Origin of the sequence: uncultured Nostoc sp., from assembly GCF_937863485.1 — a bacterium.
Classification (GTDB): Bacteria; Cyanobacteriota; Cyanobacteriia; order Cyanobacteriales; family Nostocaceae; genus Nostoc.
In genome coordinates, this window is the sequence record NZ_CALMFY010000162.1 from 25,061 (window position 1) to 45,260 (window position 20,200).

Below are 20,200 nucleotides of genomic sequence, written 5' to 3' on the forward strand. Positions count from 1 at the left end.
ATACCTGTTTGCTCTGCTACCTATACAATTCCTTGTACACTGATAAAAACGCGCAAGGATGCCAACAATGCGCCAGAATCGTTGTTTTCTGAATATTCCTGAAAAATCTCGGTCAAATAATCGTCGATTTCTTCCGGGTGCTTAAGGAAGTACTCTTGTTCAAATTCATCGAGTGTTCTAAATTTTCTCACGGCTTAGGTACTCCTTTTTCAATAAATTATCTGGCTCACACAGTTTTCTTAGATAATGACTATCCTTAAATAATAAGGAAATCAGATCAGCGTAAATTGCCAGCAGGTGTAAGATGCTGCAACCAGAACAGATATTACAAGACCGTTATCAAATCCAGCGCCAACTCGGCAACAATGGAATTCGTCAAACTTGGCAAGCATTGGATTTACAAGCCTCTGATGGCGAAAATTCGACCGTTGTGGTCAAACTTTTGGCCTTTGGCGGTACTGTACAGTGGGATGACCTGAAACTTTTTGAGAGGGAAGCACAAATTCTTAAACAGCTAAATCATCCCCGCATTCCTCGATATATAGATTATTTTTGTATCGACGATCGCACACTCTGGTTTGGCTTAATCCAAGAATATATTCCTGGTGAGTCGCTTAAGGAAAAACTTGCTCTTGGCAAAAGGTTTACTGAAAAGCGAGCTAGAAAAATCGCCGATGAGATTTTAAATATTCTCATGTATCTACATGAGTTAAATCCAGGAGTGTTACATAGAGATATTAAACCGAGTAATTTAATCTGGGGTGAAGATAATCAGATTTATTTAGTTGATTTTGGCGCAGTTCAGGACAAAGCGGCAAGAGAAGGCGTTACTTTTACCGTTGTGGGTACTTATGGTTATGCCCCAATGGAACAATTTGGTGGTCGGGCGGTTCCAGCTTCAGACCTTTATGCACTGGGTGCAACTTTAATTCATTTGTTAACTGGGACTTCCCCCTCTGATTTACCCCAGCAGGATTTACGACTGCAATTTACAGACCGAGTTAACCTCAGTCCTAGTTTTGTCAGTTGGCTGCAAAAGTTGATAGAACCCGCTCCAGAACAACGATTTACTAGTGCTAGCCAAGCACTAAGTTCTCTCAAATCTGGTTTAGCTGTCAAATCTGCAAATAAGAATCAGCTTTTACCGCTAAAAGAAATAATCAACAATTCTGGGTGCGGGATAAATAATCACAATGAAACAGTCCCAGAGGAAATTCTTGGTTGGAACTGGGGCGCGTTTCTCATGCCTTGGTTGTGGATGTGGCCGAATCAAGTGTGGTATGGGCTATTCTGTTTTATACCCCAGATTTCGGGGTTCATGGCGATCGCACTTGGTGCCAAAGGCAATGAATGGGCTTGGAAAAGTAGACGGTGGCACAGTATTGAACAATTCAAAGCCCATCAAAGAGGCTGGGCGATCGCTGGTATACTAATTGGAGCGCCTATTAGTATTGTATTGTGGGTCAGTGCGATCGCTTTGCTCAAAGCTGCACTGTAATTCAGGAGTCAGGAGAAAGTACTTATTCTCCCCCCTGCCGCCTTTTTCCTCGAAAAGAAGCCTCTGACTGGGAATGCCTGAGTCCACGCTCTGCAATGAAAGAGCATTTCCAGGTCGAACCTGGAAACGAGGTTTCAAAGGGATTTTCGCTTAAGTTGATCGCAATGACAGCTGTGCACTCCTATCAACTCACTTGCGATTCAACTACGCCCACGGGACAAGATACGTTTGTCCCTCCTAAACCACAATATCCGTTGGGATTTTTAGCAAGGTATTGCTGATGGTAAGCTTCTGCGTAGTAGAATTCAGGTGCATCCAGGATTTCTGTAGTAATCTTGCCATAACCTGCACCGTTGAGAGCTTGTTGATAAGCTTCCCGCGATGCTTCTGCTAGCTGCTTTTGACTTTCAGAATATACATAAATTCCTGAACGATACTGAGTGCCAGCATCATTACCTTGGCGCATACCTTGGGTAGGATTGTGGCTTTCCCAGAATACTTTGAGCAGTTCAGAATAACTAATCACTTTGGGATCAAACACAACCAACACCACTTCATTGTGACCAGTTCGCCCACTACATACCTCTTCATAGGTGGGGTTGGGTGTTAACCCAGCAGCGTAACCCACTGCGGTAGTGTAAACTCCTTTAAGTTGCCAGAATTTACGTTCTGCACCCCAAAAACAACCCAAGCCAAAGATTGCTTTCTCTAATCCATCGGGATAAGGAGGTTTCAGGGGATTCTTATTGACATAATGAGCAGCGGGTACTGACATAGACTGTGCCCTTCCTGACAAAGCTTCCTCAGGCGTGGGCATAACTTGCTTTTTGCCAAATCCAAATAACGCCATTGATTTTGACTCTGATATACATCTTTACCTTACTTACTATTGTAAAGATTCTAGCGATCGCTTGGGGTTTTCTGAAAGTCCTCACTGGATTGTCTTCACCCTTACAGATGCGTCTGGGTGTTTGTTTCACTAGTTAATGCTATATCAAGGGGAACTTGGCGTCACAAGATGGATAAAATACCGAAAATTGACCGTCAAAGGGAGCATCAAGCGAACGAACGGACTTTTCTTGCTTGGCTACGCACTTCTATTGCATTGATTGGCTTCGGTTTTGCGATTACGCGATTTGGTATATTTCTGCGCCAGTTGAATATTGCGATTACTCAACGAGAACCTCCGGTAAATCCATTATCCAACTCGGAAAATTTGGGTCTAGCTTTGGTAATTTTTGGAATTCTGGTTATTGCATTAGCTGCGTGGCGATACAACCAAGTTTTCTGGCAAATTGAACGAGCAGATTATAGACCAAACAGGTTAATGGTTTGGATAATGACCGGAGTAGTAATTATTTTGGGGTTTCTCAGTATTCCTTTGCTCTTAAGGCGTGATCAAGTCCCTTCTCATTCTCCTGTTCCAATTCAACCACAGTCCCAAAAGTTGCAAAGATCAACCCCAAACCTTAATGTTAAAAAGGGGACAATTACTACTATATACAAACAAATATTTTTGTTTTTTCAAGTCGAGGTAAGATAGTATTCAAAAAGTTGATTTATCTAATAAGGCAGTTTTTATGAAAATAGCATATGTAATTTTGGCGCATAAATATCCAGAACAATTATTACGTCTTATTCATCAACTAAATACAGATGATATTTCATTTTTTATACATATAGATAAAAAAGCTGATGATAAAATTTATCATCAGGTACTGACTCAACTCAAGGATTTTCCAAATGTCTCTTTCATAAAGAGACACAGTACAGCGTGGGGAAGTTTTGATATTGTCAAAGCTAGTCTTGAAGGAATAAAATCAATAGTTGAAACAGGTACTTACTTCGATTATGTTATATATTTATCGGGTCAAGACTATTTGATCAAGTCAAATGAACAGATTAAGAAGTTTTTCCAAGAGAATAAAGGTAAAGAATTTATACAGTGTTTCCCACTACCTACTCCTGGCTATAGCTTAACAAGATTAGAATGTTGGTATTTTCCTGGGAAAAATAGAGGTTTTCGTATCCCTGGAGAGGATAAGTTTAAATCTGGTATTAACTCTTTCTTATATTCATTGTTGATTTTGCTAGTACCGAAAAGACGTAAATTCCCTAAAGGCTTTGCTCTTTATGGAGGTTCAGCATTTTGGTGCTTAACAGGAGAATCCATAAAATGGATAAATGATTTTGTTAAGCAAAATCCTAAGTTTATTAATCGTTTTAATTACACTTATTGTCCAGATGAATTGTTTTACCAAATCCTCATTAGAAATTCACCTTTTAAAGAGAAAATTATTAACACTCGCTTGACATATCTAGAGTGGCCTAACGTTAATGCCTTTCATCCCAAAATTTTAGAAAAAAATGATTTTGATAAAATTAGAGAGTCAGAAAAATTATTTGCTAGAAAGTTTGATATGATTATAGACCCGGATATATTAGATATGATTGATAAAATGATATTGAGTCAATCTTAAAAAAGCAAATAAATTTTGAATTTTGGTCGTAGAGAAGAAATAATAAATGTTCTCGACTATTGAACTTTAGACAAAGGATAAGCTTTATATAACGGAATGCGTTACACAGGCATTCACTAAAGGTAACAGCGGCCCTAGTTGTTCTTGTCCATTCACTGCTAAATCGCTGTGACACAAATAAACTCTCTCGGATACACGAGATAGTAAATCGGTCAAAATCCTTCGCAGTCGTTGTTCTTCTGCCAATTTCTCGTCTTCTGCTGTCCAAGGTTCGCCTAACCTGTCTCGCAGGAAAAACGGCGCACCAAACAAAGTCGCCGCCCCACCTTTTGCCCACAGGGGTGAACCAGCATCCAGCCAAAAATGCCAGCGGTGCGATCGCCTACTAGATCGATATTGAAATATAGTTGCTAAGGTGACAGCCCTTCTGGTTCCACCGATGGGGCGCACAGGGTAAGGGTTGGCGGTAATAGTACCACGTCGCAGTAGTTGAATGAATTGGATAATAGTTGTGTAAGGCGTTGTTTCATCCGGGGCAATTTGCCGTAATCTGGTGTCAATTTCCCAGTAGTGTTGGGCGGTTTCTAATAATTCCCGTAATGCTGCTAGTTGTTCGTATGGGAGATTGCTACCATTCCACAAAAAACGCTGAATTGCCCTATCTAAAAGGGAAATGGGACTGGGAATTAAACGCAGTTCTTGTTGCGATCGCTGCTGTTCTAACCACTGTAATATCTCATTATAAGCTGTAGTCGCCGCATAGCCGATTCTATCCCAGCGCTCGAAGGTTGACACTGGCAGCAAATTGGGGCGATCAGGATGCGGTACAAAGCAGTAATCTGCAATTAAACCAGCCCGTACCGGGTCAATATCAGTAGAGACGCGATTAATTGCGTCTGTTAGGAGTGAAGAGTTTTCTGGTGCTTGTTGTTTTCTGCTCAATACAACCAGCATCTCTGCCACGGCATCCCGATCTACGAGGCGTCCCAAGCCGGGATAAACTAGTGCCAGCATGGTGAGTAAGGCGCGAATGACGGGTGAACTAACTAAGGGACGTTGGTCATTCAGCGATTCTACTTGGATGTTTTGCTTGATCAGGATTTCTACTAGAGTATAACGAGCGATCGCATCTAAACCTGGTGCAATAATCGCCACTTGTTCTGCTTGCACTTGCTGTGATTGGATGGTATTAGCAATTACCTCTGCTGTTTGCCGCAATAATTGGGCGCGGGAGGTGGTTTGAATTGAATGCACCATTTTTGGTAAACTCAACAGTACCATCGGTTCTGTGACTAATTCCACCATCTGTTTAGTAAGTTCCTCACCAAGGGACTCTGAAGGCGGCCCGGTTAAGATTTCTACTCGACAACGCTCTGCTAACCCTTCTAGATAGTTGGGATCTGCTCCCAATCCCAATCGCACTGCACCATCGGGATTGTAGCTAAAGGCCCCGACTGCACCTTGATCCAACAACAACTCAAACAAAAGACGCGCTACGCTAGGATAATCATCTACATCATCCGCCAGTACCGCCTGATAGCGTTTAGTTAGGTGCTGCTGGTAATTGCGATCGCTTAACAAATATTGACTATAAAGTTCAGTAATAATCCCATAACTTAGTAACCCCCTCTCTAAACACCAGTTACGCCAATCTAGGAGCAAAGAGGCTAGAAATTCCGGCTCTAAAGTTGTAGTATTATCCCCCAGACCCTTTGCCAAAATCTGGGCAATATCTTCGCAACGTACACCACTGTAAGCTGCTAATTGCAATAAGTCTAGAATGCGACGCACCAATCGAGACTCATTCACTCCCGCAATCCGTAAAATTTCTTCGTCTAATTGGGGACGCCAGAGTTTGGTTGCTAACTCTTGTTCCGTTTCTGGTCGCAATCTTACCGGAAACTGTGCCTTCAGGCTCAACGAGTTAATTAGCAACGGCCAAAATAAAATAACTTCATCCTGGAAAAAACCTAGGGGTGTTTTGGCACGAACCGGATATTTTCCTAAGGTAGATGTAACAATTATATCTCCCAATTCTCGACGATTATCATCATTGGCAGCTAAGACTAAAACTCCTGGCTCTGTTTGTTTAAGATATAAAAATTCCGGTATGCGTTCGGCTTTTTTTCGTCCAGGCTTTTTAGTATAAAATGATTCAGTAAGCTGTTTTTCCGGTTGTACCCAACTACAAAATTGCTCTACCAAGCGAGCCGTCTTACCACTGCGGCTAGTGCCAACAATCCAAACCGAATGAGAAACCACAAACTTTCTCCTTGTAGATTTGCTAGTATACCTCGTGCGTTAACTTAAGGTTAAGAATCACCAAATAATGCTGGATGATTGTCTGCAATGAAAAACTCTGCTTTTAGCCAAAAAATCTATTCCTTCTTACTTGCTGCTTATCGACGGTACTTACAGACTCCTGAACGTTCTTTACATGAAGCTTACGATGCAGCATTAAAGATTCAGGAAATAGAAAATAAGCATTTCAATGGTAATAAAATAGACACTGATTCAGCCATGTACAGTAACAGTGTGATGGATTATTTTGAGTCAGACCTCAAGAAGCTATTAAAAATTGTCAGAATGCGGCTGACGGAGTTTAGAGCAAGCCGTTGGTTTCTAAATGAAGAAAATCAAAAAGCTGCTCAGAAAGCAGGTATAGAGCATCCAAGTCCTTCTTTGATTTTGGAAAAGCTAAACTTTATCGATCAAGTTATATCCAAATACACAACAAATTCTGATCAAATAACTTCTAAAGCTTTAGTAGTCAAACCTGCAAATCTACCAGTTAACTCTTCTGTAATATCGGACAACAAGTCGTTGCTCGTTAATACTCCAACGTTACCACCCAAAATACCAACTCAAGACTCGCACAAAAAACCAAAACTGCGTAAAGTCGATACAACAGGTGTTTTACCGCGCTCTATTTTAAGTACTATCACTCGTCTGCAAGTTGAATTAGATCCTAATTCTGAAAAAGAAGTAATTCAGAGTTTTCGTCAGGCTCAAAGAAGAACAATAATATCTATCAGATTTATTTTACTATTAATTATCGTACCACTTTTGACGCATCAGATAGCAAAAACTTTCGTAGTCGGCCCATCTGTTGAGCGGTTTAGAAGCAGTGAGCAAATGCAGATATTCCTCAATTCAGAAATGGAAGAGGAAGCACTTGCAGAATTACAAAGATTTGAAGAAAAGCTCAAGTTTGAAAATTTCATTAGAAATGCCCCTCCACTGTCGTCTGAACAGATGGAAATTGAAATGACACATAAGGCTGTAGAGCTTGCTGAAGAATTTCGTCACGAAAGCTCTAATGCTATCAAAAATGTTTTTGCAGATATTTTCTCGGTGGGCGCTTTTATCTGGCTTTTGGTTGTCAGTAAGTCTTCTATTGCTGTACTCAAAGATTTCTTTGATAATATTGTCTATGGACTTAGTGATAGTGCCAAGGCATTTATCATCATTTTGTTTACTGATATATTTGTGGGATTCCACTCTCCTCATGGGTGGGAAGTACTTCTAGAAGGTGTATCGCGTCATTGGGGATTACCAGCAAATAGAGATTTTATCTTCTTATTTATTGCTACATTTCCAGTGATTTTAGATACCATTTTCAAATACTGGATATTCCGATATTTGAACCGGATATCGCCTTCAGCAGTTGCCACTTACCGTAATATGAATGAATAAAGAATTGGGCATTGGTGAGCTAGTGGCTTAGTAGTTTCTCTCGCTTGTAGCAACTGGCGTCAAAAATAAACAACAAACAATCTTTGATAATGTTTTGCTTTATTGCCGTCTACCTAGTAGACTGTGGCAATAGTTTGCCTACCTTTAACAAGGGATTTTGCCCCTTGTTAAGTCTGGTTAATTAAGATGGTAGCTGGATTTACGCGCCCGCTGTATTAGTAGTCTGTGTGATTAATTTTCACAGGTTCGTAGTGAGTGATAAATCGCTCAATTTCAAAGGCTATATCTGCTGAGTGCGAACTTTCACAACCTATCAACACTAATGACATAAACCGCAATTTGGTGGAGTATGGGAAGGCAAAAATTTTGAATTTTGATGAAAAATACACTTACTAGGTTAAGAAAGTTCAACAAAGTTATCTGCATCAGCTTACCTGTGGTTTTGTCGATTTTGCTGGTGCGGATGCAATCTTTGGTGCATCGAGAACTGAGTCCGCCAGAATGTCGTGTTAAAAAGTGGGATATACCACTTTCTTTGACTGCTGAAAATCAAAATGCATTTACACAAAAGCAAAAAGCAGTATTAATTCAGAGATTACCAGTTACTTGTTGTCAGGGTGATACCTCTTGTTTAGATGAAGTTCTATATGGAGAAATACCAGACAAAAAGGCGCTGGTGAGTGCGATCGCTCGCAGTCTCCAATATCTGCAAACAGTTAATGCTGTGGCTGCTTATCAAAACTATCAGGTAGCTGAGATTAAACGCGATCGCGTGTTCAAAAGCTTGAAAAGATTCCGCGAACTCCTATTAAAAACTAATTCTGCAACCGAATTACATCAAGCCATCGAGCGGGAATTTGTTCTTTACCAGTCAGTTGGTAAAGACAATAAAGGTTCCGTTTTATTCACCGCCTATTATGAACCGCTTTACGCAGCCAGTCGCGTCCCTACACCAGAATATCGTTATCCTGTTTATCGATTACCTCCTGATTTAAACTCCTGGTCTAAGCCTCATCCTACACGCCTGGAGTTAGAAGGAGCAGATGGTTTACAAGCTGCAAAAGGGAAATTGCGAGGATTAGAGTTATTTTGGTTTCGCGATCGCCTCGAACCATATCTAGCTCAAATTGAAGGTTCAGCGAGACTTCAGCTTCCCAATGGGACTCAAACAACAATCGGCTATGCTGGTAATAACGCTTATAACTACAAAAGCATTGGGCGAGAATTAGTGAATGATGGCAAATTACCGCTAGAAGGTATAACTATGCCAATTATTCTTAACTATTTCCAAAAGCATCCCCAAGAATTAAATATTTATATTCCGCGCGATCGCAGTTTTGTTTTTTTTCAAGAAAACCACGGTGAGCCAGCCCAAGGTTTTATCAACGTACCACTAACAGCAGAGCGTTCTATCGCTACAGATAAATCCCTCATGCCTCCTGGTGCTTTAGCGTTGATTCACACTTCTATTCCCTTTGTTAATCCTACTGGAAAAATGGAGGAGCGCATCGTTAGTCGGTATGTTCTTGACCAAGATACCGGAGGTGCAATTAAAGGCGCAGGTAGGGTAGATTATTTTTTAGGTACTGGGAAATTAGCAGGCGATCGCGCTGGTGTCACAGTTAGCAATGGACAATTATTTTATCTATTACTCAAGTAGTTAACTTAACCTGAAATCTGCGGTTTATAGGCGCATCTACACAGTCAAAACCCGCCTGCGCGGGTTTCAAACTTTTGATTTTCCATTAACCCAGGTCGGTGTAGCTCTCGTTTGTATAGCCACGAATTTCATTCGCCAGGGTTAGGCTTCAATATCCATATCAGCATCATCATCGTCATGATCGTAAGGGATATCGTCAAGGTCGATCATTTCTGAAATTTCTTCTACTTCATTTAGATACTCAGATTCTTGATGTTCACGCTCGATGAGACGACCAGTTGACTTTAGCCATTCCAAGAGAATAAACTCATTACTTGTACGAATTACAGGCGCTCGCTGATTACGAGGTTCTTCACGTAAGGGACTTATAGGCATAAAAAAACTCACTTTGAATTATGGGTCACTGTACAAAAACAGGAAAGTTGTACATTAAGGTTAAAAGGCTTGTTATACAAGACTTTTCTGAATAGATGAAATATGAACTATTGAGTTTTTTATCTCTAGTCCGTCTAGTTACTTACCATTAAAATGTCTTTGTGTCAGTCCTAAATAATAAATATTCAAGTGGACGCGATATCACAAGGCATTTGGCAGCTTGGCGAGAGTTTCATACATACTAGAGGGTAATGCAGACAATCTGTTCGCGACAGCGACTGCATCAGTTAAGTTGCTAAATTGACACCGGACAATCTCTTGTCCATTTCCTGAGGGGAATCGCTTCCTAGCTTTGTTAGATACAGCACAAATAATCGCTAAAGCTTTGGCGAACCCATCTTTTGTCAATATTGTTTCTTTAGCGAACCCTTCAACAGGGATAAGGCAAACCTCAAACCGATAGCCAGGTCTGGGAGAAACAGCTAGGTCAATATAGGGTTTATCTTCTTTCCTGATTCTGCGTAAATATTGGGCTGTCGAATTAGCATCGTGTAAATCAGTGCCAAGGGCGTAAGTAAAGAAACAATCTTCTGTCAGGGATTCAGGACGGGTAATTATATCCGTTGCCATAAGTTCAAGTACTAACCGTATATTATTTGGGCTTGTGACACATTAAACTTGTCCGTTCTTCTTAGCACATTTTTGGACAGTGAGATATACCAGTTTTACACGAGGTATTCCAATACAGTTTGGCTAACTAAAAATTTTAATTTTTGCAATACTGAAGACTCTCATCTCTAAAAGGATAGATTGCCAATATCAACTAACATAAAACACCTTCACAATCTAAGGGTGTAGAGATTTAGATTCGCAGAGGCGTCTATTATAGTCAGTTATATGACCGAAAATATTTCTCAACTATCTAATTATAACATTATAACATAGTTGACGGTTGAACTTTTTTCAACTACTCTGACCCATAGATATTAGGCCACTAACAACAGTAAGATTGTATTCAATTCCGACTTTTAGATAACTAAATACGTTGATTAACTAGTTATAATTATTACCGCAGTAATATAAAAAGCAATGATAAATACTTAGGATGATTGCCTTATCTCATAAAGTAAACTAGGCACTGTTTTCGGTTTGCTCAAATCCTTATTTTTAGATTGTAGTCAGTGCCCAACCCCAGATTACCATGCGGGTTCTCCAAAGGAGTACAAGCCCACAGCAGTTGGGAGATTCATCCATTCGGTTATCCCAAGACTGCCTTGTTCACCTTTTTTGGTGGTTATAAACTCCTAAAATTACTAGACAGCACTCAAATTAGCTCGCACAATAATATCTATCGTTAAAATCTTTGTCACCAGCACTTGCTAAATCCTCAAAGCCAAAGGTGCTATTCCCTAACGGTTAGGTGGGTTAAGTTTCGAGGGTTTTGATGTTAATAACGATACTTTTCAAACATCCTTTAAGAGCGATCGCAATCACAAACCATCTGGTATTTAATTTATACTAGTTTATTTATTGCCTTATATTTTCTAAAAATTAAGAGTATCTTTAGGAGTTATTGAGATAAATAATTGCCTAAATAAATCCCCAGGATTGTAAATATAATCCCGGGGCATCATCCTGACTTTTCACGAGATGTGGAAAAGGTCATTTTGAGGGTTTCCCAAGCCTTGATTTTTGCGTTAGATATTTTCATTAACTCAGAGCTATTGAGAATTAGACTGTGGAAAAAGCCACGCTTTTTCGGAGCTTGAGGACTTACCGTGAAAAGTCAGAATTTCATGAATCTTTTAGGACTGCAATAGCTAATAGCTGTTAAAGTTTCTCAACAGAATTAACAGCTATTTTCTGGTAGTCTCCTAGGTTAATTTATAAACCTAAGGAACAGAACCATATCCGAGAGATGGAGCTAAAGCTTTTGCAGCTGTAATGAACCCTTTAAAGTCTAAGTCTGAGTAATACAAGAAATAAGTTGCTCCGGAAATGGGATAAGCACCTGCACTCTTAGGATCGGTCAAATTATCAATTCTAGTCAGCTGCTTATTAGTACCGTATGTTACAACAGTCCCATCTTTAATAGCCGCTGTAATTGAAGCTGGTGAGACAGCAATATACTTACCTGCCTTGTTAAGTAAGAGTGCGGCAGGTAGCTTTTTAGTTAAACGGGTAGCATTATCCACATAACCAATTGCACCTTTAGTACTTGCGATCACATCGCCTACCTTTCCGCCACCAGTAGCGCTAAGGAAAGTGCTTGTCCAATTAACAGTTGTACCCACTCCTCCCTTCCATACATTAGCTGCTGGAACACCTGGAGTCTTACATGCAGCATTGAGATGACTGCTTAAAACAAAAGTGCTACCACTTGAGTCAGCACGACGTACAACTTTGATGGGTAGATTGAGTGCTATTTGGCGACCGTTATCTGCACTAATGCTCTTATCGTTCCAATTTTTGATGCTACCGTTCAAAATACCACAGTAACTAGCTCGTGAAAGCTTAAGTCCTGCTGGTAGACCACTAGTGTTGTTAAAAGCTAATGTGATTCCGACACTTACCACAGGCACTTGGACGTAACCACGACCGCCAGTAACTTTTTCTGTTCCTGCTACAGGGTCGTCACTAGCTGCAAAAGTGAGTGGGCGAGGAGTACCAGCTGGTGGAGTTTGAGTGAAAAAAGCTTTTAACCCTGCGCCACTACCATTTGCAGTATATGTGAATGCGAACTTCGATTTTAGATCTGTAAATAAAGCACTTACAGTACTTGCACCTACACCATTACCTATATTGGGCGCAGCTAGAGATATCAGAGTAGCAGATTGAGCTACTACTAAACCAGTTGCTATAGCAAGTACAGAAATTGAACTTGCCAAGTAGGTCAATGGACGATCGCGATAAAAAGCCATGTCTTGCTCCTTCAAATTAATTTCCGGTTCAACACCTTATCAAATCAAAATCAAGTGTCAAACTGGCGATTCTAAATAACCTTATATAATGACAAACAATTTGCATTATAAAGATTATCAGTAAATCAAAAGTTTTCACAAAGCTCTGAAGAATTTAGAGTAAACTCAAGGTAAAGTTTTCAAAGATGTAGAGGGCATTTAGCTATTGCTAATTGACCCTATTACATAATTTTTCGCTCCTTAAAAATTTTCCATTTATAAGTAAGTTTTTAGAAATAAATCTTGAGGGGCTTTATTATCAGGAAGTGTGGTTACTAGGTACTATGAGTCATACCTCAATTCCCATTCTCAGTCCTTATTCCCTTTTAAAAAGCCATGTTTAATTCTACCTACTTACTTATTTGGGATGGCAATTTTATCTGAGATTATGAAAATCACTATCTTTAAATGTACATGCCCAGCAGTTTGCCACAAGCTACCGCTAAGGTGCTAAGTAAAGAAAGTCAGTATTTCACAAATCTTTTAGGTAGCTAATAGCTGTTAAAATTGGCCAACGAAATCAACAGTATAATCTCAAGGTAAAGTTCAAGTAATGATTGCATTATGGAATGATTAAAAAACTTAAATATATTTCTGGAATTTAGAGGTGTTTGAAAAGTGGTTTTTGTCGCAGTTTTTTATTCTCTATCCAGAGTAAAATCTGAACTTTTCGCTTATATATGGTTTTACTTAATTAAGCTTTTTTTAGAAGTGTTAATAAGTATTTAATATAGTTTACGCAGTTGACAAATTAATCAGCGCATGTATTCACAAAAATACGTTGTTTTAGCATTTTATCAATCATCCTTTTATTAGTTGCATAGGCGTAGCCTAACCCAGACGTCGCAAAAAAATAGCTGGAAAATCTAGTTATCATACCAGAAACTCATATTTCATATTTAGTGTTTTATGTCAATGGGTAAGTCATAGTATTAGCCCTTTCAAAGGGGATAAAAATTTTGCTCAAGAAACTCCTTTTTAAGCTCTTAATGTGGTTAAATAAGATGCTTTTGTGTCCCAGCAGTAAACAGGGCTGGATGCAATACTTTTGGGTTAAGGATTTTTGGTATTGATTTTAGGTATATAGACACGTTGCCTTGCAACCTCTCTACAAAAGATTTCGGGCTTAACCCAAGCGTATTGGGGCTGGATGGGTTGGATGTCTGTCTTGGACACCTTTAATTTGACGAGGGGTTAATTAAATAGGCGATCGCTTGGCTGTTATACCAATTGGAGTAATCATTAAATATCTTTCGTAAAAGTATTGTTTTAAAAGCATTTGAGATTATTCTCTCATCAAAGTAATAAAAAAGCTTTATTTTGTCAAAATTTAGGGTTTTTTCCCATTTTTTGTGTTGATCACGACATCTATAAAAAAAATAGTTATTTATGCTACTAAACGAAGTCATCAACGAGGTCAATTTTACGTTATTGACTTAAGCCCTATATCCAGTCTCATCAAATTTTTTCTAGGTTTTAAATGAATAAGACTAATCTGTACAAACAACGTCAAAACAAAAACAGGGTATCAATTTTAACTTCCGTGGCTGTTTTGGCTTCTCCATTGGTATTGCCTTTACATCAAGCTGTTGCTGCATCATTGACTACTGTTGCAAATTTCAACGGTGCTAATGGATCTGCGCCAAGAGCTGGTGTATTTCAAGGTAAGGATCTCAATCTTTATGGAACCACTTCTGCTGGTGGCTCATCTAACAACGGAAGTGCATTCAAGTTGAGTGGTGCCGGTTTCAGTACTCTGACCACACTGATCAACTTTACGGGAACAGCCCTACCCAACAGAGGGACTAATCCAATCGCTAGATTATTCCAGGCAAGCAATGGCAATTTATATGGGGCGACCTTTACAGGTGGCGCAAGTAACCTCGGTACATTGTTTAGCTTGGCATCACCAGCTTTTACAGGTCTGACAACTTTTGTGAATTTTACTGGCATCAGTAATGGAGCTAACCCAGCAGGCCGACTGATTGCGGATAGCACTGGCAAGGTTTTGTGGGGGACAACCTCGGCAGGTGGGGCCAGTAATAAAGGAACTATATTCAATGTTCCGCTGGGTGGCAGTCCAGTCACCACTGTAATCAGCTTCACCGGTACTAATGGAGCAACCCCATTAGCAAGATTGCAACTGGTGACTACCAATGGAAGCTACTATGGCACTGCCTCTTTAGGTGGAGCAAGTAATAAAGGAGTTGTATTCAAGTACACTCCTGCTAATCCTATTGCTACTAGGTACAGTTTTTCTAGCTTTACTGGCGCTAATGGGGCAAGTCCAGAGGCTGGATTAACTGTATTTAGCGGATTCCTCTACGGCACTACTAGGCTAGGTGGAGCCAGCAATGTAGGTGCTATATTCAGAGTTCCAATTGGAACAGCCACCAGTCCTATCGGTGCACCGGTTTTAGTTGCCAGTTTTAGTGGCGCTAATGGGGCCAACCCAAAGGCTGCGCTTACACCAGGAGCAAGCAGTGGTATCTTCTATGGCAGAGCTTCTACTGGCGGGGCAAATAACAAAGGAGTTGTCTATAAATTGAATGTTGGAACTACTTCAACTTCAACTATCACCCAGTTGATTAATTTTAATGGCACTAATGGGGCAACGCCAGAGTCCACGCTAATTCCGGTCGGTACTGATTATTACGGTACTGCCTCTGCTGGTGGCACTTCTGGTAAAGGAACTGTATTTAAATTTACACCATAGCCTGAAGATATAGCGCTTCTCGTTTGGATGCAATACACTCTGACCTCACTTCCATTCCTCTCTCCTTAAAGGAGAGAGGCTTTGAGGCTTACTCCCCAACGCCACAAGGGTTGGGGCTGTTCTTGTTAGGTCTGTATTCTATGCAATTGAGAACCGCTATAATCTACGTGCAAAATAAATAGTAAAACGTAGATTTGAAAAATGTTGATTAATTACTTTTAGATAGTCAGGAAGCATGGCTATCTGAAAGTAATTATGGACAGTGGGAGAAACTAAATTTCCTAAAATGGAAATAAAATTGCTGCAATTAATGACGTTATAATAATTTATACATAATTTCTCTGAGATTATCTCCGTCTAATTGCCCATAATTAAGACAACCTCATCCCGCCTATAGCTAAAGCTACAGGCTCCATGCCTCTAATCCCCACTTCGTAGGGGCATTGAGTTTCACTACTAGGGGAAGGGCTGCTCTTGAGAGGTCACGCACGAATCACAAGTAATTTGCCAGACATCATATGAAATGCCTAATAATGCCCAATCAGCTTTAAGAGGTTATCAGTGATAGCATAGATAGTAATAATTTAATTCAACATAAATCCCTTTTAATTTTTCTCTGGAGGGGATTTTATTCCTTAAATGATCTCGTTGCGATCGCCTGAATCAATAACTGGCAACTTGGGTTAGTAGTACATCCTATCAGGATAATATCTTACAAAACGGTTGCTTGTAGAGAATAAAATGTTTTTCTATAGAAGCTGTAACTATCGCTATTGATGACTCTGGTGAGATAATAACGAGTTTAAACGATGAAGTCAGATTTGTCAGGGAATTAGCGATACCTGGCGGCAAGCCCTACGGGTGACGCTCGTACCTTTATACTTAATTAAAGAAATATTAATGCTTTCTTAACTTAACTTAATACGAATTTATGTATAGTATAGAACTTTGCTAAACTTTATAAGTTGAGGAAAAATGAGTATTCAATCATGTAAAATTGGAAACGATTGTAAAATTTTAGACAACCAACACTCAAGTACATTATAGGAAAATTAGCAAATGTCTAGACAAAGTTCTCACAAGAGAAACTTTTTCAAAGCTTTAACTGGTAGCGCTGTCAAAGGATCTCAGAAGTTAAGACTGGGACTGGAATCCAGCTTGATTATTCTGGTTGAATCTATACCTTTTTTGATTGCTTGTGCTGTATTTATAAGCGTTATCAGCCTAAAAAGTCCTATCCTGCTTTTTTGTTTACTAGTTGGTAGTTTAATTGCAGTCATTACCCAGCAAATTGGGCAGCAGGTGAATTTACCAAAGCGCTCGCTAATATTATTACAAATTTTAGCAGCAGCTATCATTCTGAGTTTGTATTGGTTAGACTGGTTTGCAGCCCCCGCACAAGCACAGTTTTTTGGGGAAGCTGAAAAGTTTTTCAAAAGAAACTTGGGTGGAGCACAGGCAGCTGGTGGTGGTAGTGAGACAGCAATAAGTTTGATATTTAATGTGTTGCGGGCGATTTATTTACTCTATATTGCAATTTCTCTGGTTGGTGTGATTAACGCAGTGCGTAAAGATGAAGATTGGCAAAGCATTGCTAGAACTCCCCTATTAGTTGTTGTTGCTGTTACCATTGCTGATGTACTCACACGCTTTGTAATTGGTCCACAAGGGCAGTAAATAATTCAGATATTTCAAATGTCTCAAGAGCGGGAACAAGAATTTCGTCCAGTCAATCAGGTTCTAGGAAGCCAACCTTCATTAGGACCAATCCCTGCTGATCAAATTCTTCCTTGGACGGTAATTGCCTTAGCCTCCTACTTTATTATCAATGGAATTTTTGGGGGGATTTTCCAAGAAGAGTTTCAAAAATGGTTGTGGACAATACTCATGACTGGTTGGGGAATCGGAACTTGGTGGATCTTAACTGGTGGTAGAAGTTGGAGTTTTTTAAGTAAATTTATTGGTGTTCCCGCTTGGACAAGAGGCTTTGCTCGTTATCAAAGCTTACTGGAAGTTAACCATGAAGCAAAAAATCGGAAAACAAAGCGTCAGCGTCGCCGGAAATGAAAGTAGATTAACACCATTTGAAGATGCCTTACACTTGGCGACAATGCTACGTGTAGCAATGAATGGACGTGATATTGGCGCTTACCTTTTGACAAAAGGCACTCAAAAAGATAGGTTCTGCTTTGTTTTTGGTTTTGACTGTAAGGGAATCCATCCCACTTTAAGACCGGAACAAATAGATACACTTTTTAATAACATTGAAGCAGGATTGAAAGATATCCCTAGCGGTGAAAGAATGACACTGCATTTGGGATCTTTTAGTTCCGACAAAGAGCGCCAAAAAGAATTAGCAACATTAATCAGAAATGCGCCATCACGAGATATCAAATATTTGTTGATGGCGGAAAGAGCTAGAGTTAAAGAACTTACTATTTCTGGTGTTCGGAAGCCAAAATTTTTACGAATTTACGTCACTTACACGATTGAATCTAACTCGCAACATGCAGACGATTGGATAGAGAAACTTTTAGTCAAAGCTGAATCATGGTGGTTGAAATTCAAAGGGGATCTCTCAGAAGTAGAAAACCAACGCATTGAAACCTTGATCACAAATGCTTACAAACAGGGTTTTCTCCGTTGGGAACAAATTTTATCTAACCAAATGGGATTGGATGTCAAGCCTTTGAGAGCTGATGAACTCTGGAAGGAGATATGGAAAAGGTTTAATGATACAGAACCAATAGAGATTCCCCAGTTGATGACTTTAGATGAACAAGGACTACATGAGCAAGTTAATTCAGATTTAGCTAGTACTAAATTGCTTATAGACAATATCCACGGCACAACTTTGCTGATGGAGTCTAGCGTACCTTGTGCCGATCGCCGCTGGGTAAATGTTAACAATCGTTATATTGGCGCACTGTCATTTCTGGAAAAACCCGGAGGTTGGCCCAATAAGTCTGCTCAACTGCGCTATTTATGGGAACTGTTGGCCAGAGAAAGAGTAGTAGATACAGAGATTTTTTGTGAGTTGACGGCGGCAAATCCAGCATTAGTGAAAACTACTTTGCAACGAGTCTTGAAACAGTCAAACATGACGACAATCATGGCTCAAGAAAAAAGTAAAACTATTGATGTCAACGCTCAATTAAAGTTGAAGAAATCGGTAGCAGCACAAGAACAATTATTTGAAGGTGCAGTACCAATCTATACGAGCATAGCTATTTTGGTACATCGTCCAACTGTAGAGAAATTAGATGAGGCAACAAGATATATTGAAAACTGTTTTCAACGTCCAGCAAGGGTAATTAGGGAAACTGAGTACGCCTGGAAAACTTGGCTGCAAACTCTACCGATAGTTTGGGAGGGTTTGTTAGCAACACCCTTCAACCGTCGCCAGCTATATTTAACAAGTGAAGTTCCCGGATTAATGCCTTTAGTTTTAACTAAACAAGGTGATAGACAAGGCTTTGAGTTGATTGCTGAAGAAGGCGGAACACCCGTACATTTAGATTTATTTAATCAACACAAAAATTTAGCTTTGTTTGCCACAACTCGTGCTGGGAAATCGGTGTTGGTATCAGGGATTTTAACTCAGGCTTTGGCGCATGGCATTCCTGTAGTGGCGTTAGATTTCCCTAAACCCGATGGCACATCTACTTTCACTGACTACACAGAGTTTATGGAGGGGAATGGAGCCTATTTTGATATCTCTAAACAATCGAATAACTTATTTGAACAGCCAGACTTACGATCGCTAGAACCAGAACAACAGCGCGATCGCTTTAACGATTATACCGCCTTCCTAGAATCAGCTTTAATGACAATGGTTTTAGGATCATCGACTGAAAGTCAAATTTTATCGCAAACCGTGCGATCGCTGCTTAACTTAGCATTAGAAGCCTTCTTTGCTGATCAGGGCATAAAAGAGCGATATATACAGGCGATGGCAGGGGGATTTGGCACTCAGGCTTGGCTGAAAACTCCTACCTTAAAAGATTTTCTGTTTTTCTGTTCATCAGAACACTTGCAGCTAAGTTCTTTAACTGGCAGAGTAGAAGATGCCCTCAGTCAAATTCAGCTGCGCTTGCGGTTTTGGCTTTCTAGCCGCGTGGGACAAGCTATTTCTGCACCATCCAGCTTTCCTACCGATGCACAACTTTTAGTTTTTGCTCTCAGAAACCTATCAGATAGTGAAGATGCAGCCGTACTATCTTTGAGTGCCTATTCAGCAGCATTACGACGCGCACTCAGCAGCCCAGCTTCTATATTCTTCATTGATGAAGCACCAATTTTATTTGAATTCGAGCAAATTTCTGACTTAGTTGGCAGAATTTGTGCGAACGGTGCTAAAGCCGGTATCAGAGTCATCTTATCAGGACAAGATCCTGATACTATTGCCAAATCTAAAGCTGCATCTAAAATTTTGCAAAACCTGACAACACGATTGATTGGACGCATTCAGCCAGTTGCAGTGGATAGTTTTGCAGACATCTTAAAGTATCCCCGCCAAATTATTTCTCGTAATGCGTCGGAAAGCTTTTTTCCCCGCAAAGAAGGCGTTTATAGCCAATGGCTGCTAGATGATAACGGTATTTATACATTCTGTCGTTACTATCCAGGTTACGAACAATTGGCAGCAGTTGCTAATAACCCCTCTGAACAAACTGCACGCAGTAAAATGATGCAACTTCACAGCAATAAATATGAAGCAATTTCTGCATTTGCACGTCAGTTAGTGGCTACTCTACGTAGTAGTTAATCGGGTTCTGTAAGCAGTTAACAGTGTTTAAAAAAGTTATAAATCAT

The 20,200-nt window shown here is 39.9% G+C and carries 14 protein-coding genes and 1 pseudogene; 9 read left to right on the forward strand and 6 right to left on the reverse strand.

Going from position 1 to position 20,200, the window contains the following annotated elements:
• Nucleotides 1–20: 20 nt before the first annotated feature.
• A complete protein-coding gene (locus tag Q0541_RS20770) occupies nucleotides 21–191 on the reverse strand; it encodes a hypothetical protein (protein ID WP_298914538.1) in 171 nt (56 codons plus the stop codon).
• 113 nt (nucleotides 192–304) lie between these two features.
• Here Q0541_RS20770 and Q0541_RS20775 point away from each other — a divergent pair, with 113 nt between their 5' ends.
• Nucleotides 305–1,498, forward strand: a complete 1,194-nt coding sequence (locus Q0541_RS20775) for a serine/threonine-protein kinase (protein ID WP_298914541.1) — start codon at nucleotides 305–307, stop codon at nucleotides 1,496–1,498.
• Nucleotides 1,499–1,682: 184 nt separating this feature from the next.
• On the opposite strand, the gene msrA is transcribed toward Q0541_RS20775, so the two are convergent.
• On the reverse strand, nucleotides 1,683–2,348 hold the full coding sequence (gene msrA / locus Q0541_RS20780) for a peptide-methionine (S)-S-oxide reductase MsrA (protein ID WP_298914544.1): 666 nt from the start codon (nucleotides 2,346–2,348) through the stop codon (nucleotides 1,683–1,685).
• Between the two features lie 168 nt (nucleotides 2,349–2,516).
• Here msrA and Q0541_RS20785 point away from each other — a divergent pair.
• Nucleotides 2,517–2,939, forward strand: a pseudogene (locus tag Q0541_RS20785) (DUF202 domain-containing protein); the annotation flags it as partial.
• A 139-nt stretch (nucleotides 2,940–3,078) separates the two neighbouring features.
• Complete coding sequence (locus Q0541_RS20790) at nucleotides 3,079–3,978, forward strand: beta-1,6-N-acetylglucosaminyltransferase (RefSeq protein ID WP_298914547.1); 900 nt, start codon at nucleotides 3,079–3,081, stop codon at nucleotides 3,976–3,978.
• 84 nt (nucleotides 3,979–4,062) lie between these two features.
• Here Q0541_RS20790 and Q0541_RS20795 read toward each other — a convergent pair whose 3' ends face one another.
• Complete coding sequence (locus Q0541_RS20795) at nucleotides 4,063–6,240, reverse strand: recombinase family protein (protein WP_298914550.1); 2,178 nt, start codon at nucleotides 6,238–6,240, stop codon at nucleotides 4,063–4,065.
• Between the two features lie 78 nt (nucleotides 6,241–6,318).
• On the opposite strand from Q0541_RS20795, the gene Q0541_RS20800 reads away from it, so the two are divergent.
• Both Q0541_RS20800 and Q0541_RS20805 read left to right on the forward strand, forming a co-directional pair.
• Entirely contained in the window at nucleotides 6,319–7,674 is a 1,356-nt protein-coding gene (locus Q0541_RS20800) for a proton extrusion protein PcxA (protein ID WP_298914552.1), read from the forward strand.
• A 376-nt stretch (nucleotides 7,675–8,050) separates the two neighbouring features.
• A complete protein-coding gene (locus Q0541_RS20805; RefSeq protein ID WP_298914555.1) occupies nucleotides 8,051–9,334 on the forward strand; it encodes a murein transglycosylase A in 1,284 nt (427 codons plus the stop codon).
• Between the two features lie 141 nt (nucleotides 9,335–9,475).
• On the opposite strand, the gene Q0541_RS20810 is transcribed toward Q0541_RS20805, so the two are convergent.
• From Q0541_RS20810 to Q0541_RS20820, 3 genes are all read right to left on the reverse strand, one after another.
• Nucleotides 9,476–9,709: a DUF3134 domain-containing protein gene (locus tag Q0541_RS20810; protein WP_179074150.1), complete on the reverse strand. Its 234-nt coding sequence runs from the start codon at nucleotides 9,707–9,709 to the stop codon at nucleotides 9,476–9,478.
• Nucleotides 9,710–9,910: 201 nt separating this feature from the next.
• Nucleotides 9,911–10,339: a hypothetical protein gene (locus Q0541_RS20815; protein WP_298914561.1), complete on the reverse strand. Its 429-nt coding sequence runs from the start codon at nucleotides 10,337–10,339 to the stop codon at nucleotides 9,911–9,913.
• 1,262 nt (nucleotides 10,340–11,601) lie between these two features.
• Nucleotides 11,602–12,645 carry a substrate-binding domain-containing protein gene (locus Q0541_RS20820; RefSeq protein ID WP_298914564.1) on the reverse strand — a complete coding sequence of 348 codons (1,044 nt, stop codon included), beginning with the start codon at nucleotides 12,643–12,645 and terminating at the stop codon, nucleotides 11,602–11,604.
• Between the two features lie 1,504 nt (nucleotides 12,646–14,149).
• Between Q0541_RS20820 and Q0541_RS20825 the strand changes: the two genes are divergently transcribed.
• The 4 genes from Q0541_RS20825 to Q0541_RS20840 all read left to right on the forward strand — a co-directional run bounded on the left by Q0541_RS20825 (nucleotide 14,150) and on the right by Q0541_RS20840 (nucleotide 20,153).
• Nucleotides 14,150–15,385 (forward strand): choice-of-anchor tandem repeat GloVer-containing protein, encoded by a 1,236-nt coding sequence (locus Q0541_RS20825; protein WP_298914567.1) that lies wholly within the window; start codon nucleotides 14,150–14,152, stop codon nucleotides 15,383–15,385.
• A gap of 1,059 nt (nucleotides 15,386–16,444) precedes the next feature.
• A complete protein-coding gene (locus Q0541_RS20830; RefSeq protein ID WP_298914569.1) occupies nucleotides 16,445–17,062 on the forward strand; it encodes a hypothetical protein in 618 nt (205 codons plus the stop codon).
• An 18-nt stretch (nucleotides 17,063–17,080) separates the two neighbouring features.
• Nucleotides 17,081–17,452 carry a hypothetical protein gene (locus tag Q0541_RS20835; protein ID WP_273766249.1) on the forward strand — a complete coding sequence of 124 codons (372 nt, stop codon included), beginning with the start codon at nucleotides 17,081–17,083 and terminating at the stop codon, nucleotides 17,450–17,452.
• A complete protein-coding gene (locus Q0541_RS20840; RefSeq protein WP_298914574.1) occupies nucleotides 17,406–20,153 on the forward strand; it encodes a hypothetical protein in 2,748 nt (915 codons plus the stop codon). Before Q0541_RS20835 ends, Q0541_RS20840 begins: the two co-directional genes overlap by 47 nt.
• Nucleotides 20,154–20,200 lie beyond the last annotated feature (47 nt).

Bases quoted from the DNA above. Each gene is read 5' to 3' on its own strand.
- Q0541_RS20805 (WP_298914555.1), top strand. From the start codon at position 8,051: ATGAAAAATACACTTACTAGGTTAAGAAAGTTCAACAAAGTTATCTGC.
- Q0541_RS20835 (WP_273766249.1), top strand. From the start codon at position 17,081: ATGTCTCAAGAGCGGGAACAAGAATTTCGTCCAGTCAATCAGGTTCTA.
- Q0541_RS20790 (WP_298914547.1), top strand. From the start codon at position 3,079: ATGAAAATAGCATATGTAATTTTGGCGCATAAATATCCAGAACAATTA.
- Q0541_RS20810 (WP_179074150.1), bottom strand. From the start codon at position 9,709: ATGCCTATAAGTCCCTTACGTGAAGAACCTCGTAATCAGCGAGCGCCT.
- Q0541_RS20815 (WP_298914561.1), bottom strand. From the start codon at position 10,339: ATGGCAACGGATATAATTACCCGTCCTGAATCCCTGACAGAAGATTGT.
- Q0541_RS20830 (WP_298914569.1), top strand. From the start codon at position 16,445: ATGTCTAGACAAAGTTCTCACAAGAGAAACTTTTTCAAAGCTTTAACT.
- Q0541_RS20840 (WP_298914574.1), top strand. From the start codon at position 17,406: ATGAAGCAAAAAATCGGAAAACAAAGCGTCAGCGTCGCCGGAAATGAA.
- msrA (WP_298914544.1), bottom strand. From the start codon at position 2,348: ATGGCGTTATTTGGATTTGGCAAAAAGCAAGTTATGCCCACGCCTGAG.
- Q0541_RS20775 (WP_298914541.1), top strand. From the start codon at position 305: ATGCTGCAACCAGAACAGATATTACAAGACCGTTATCAAATCCAGCGC.
- Q0541_RS20825 (WP_298914567.1), top strand. From the start codon at position 14,150: ATGAATAAGACTAATCTGTACAAACAACGTCAAAACAAAAACAGGGTA.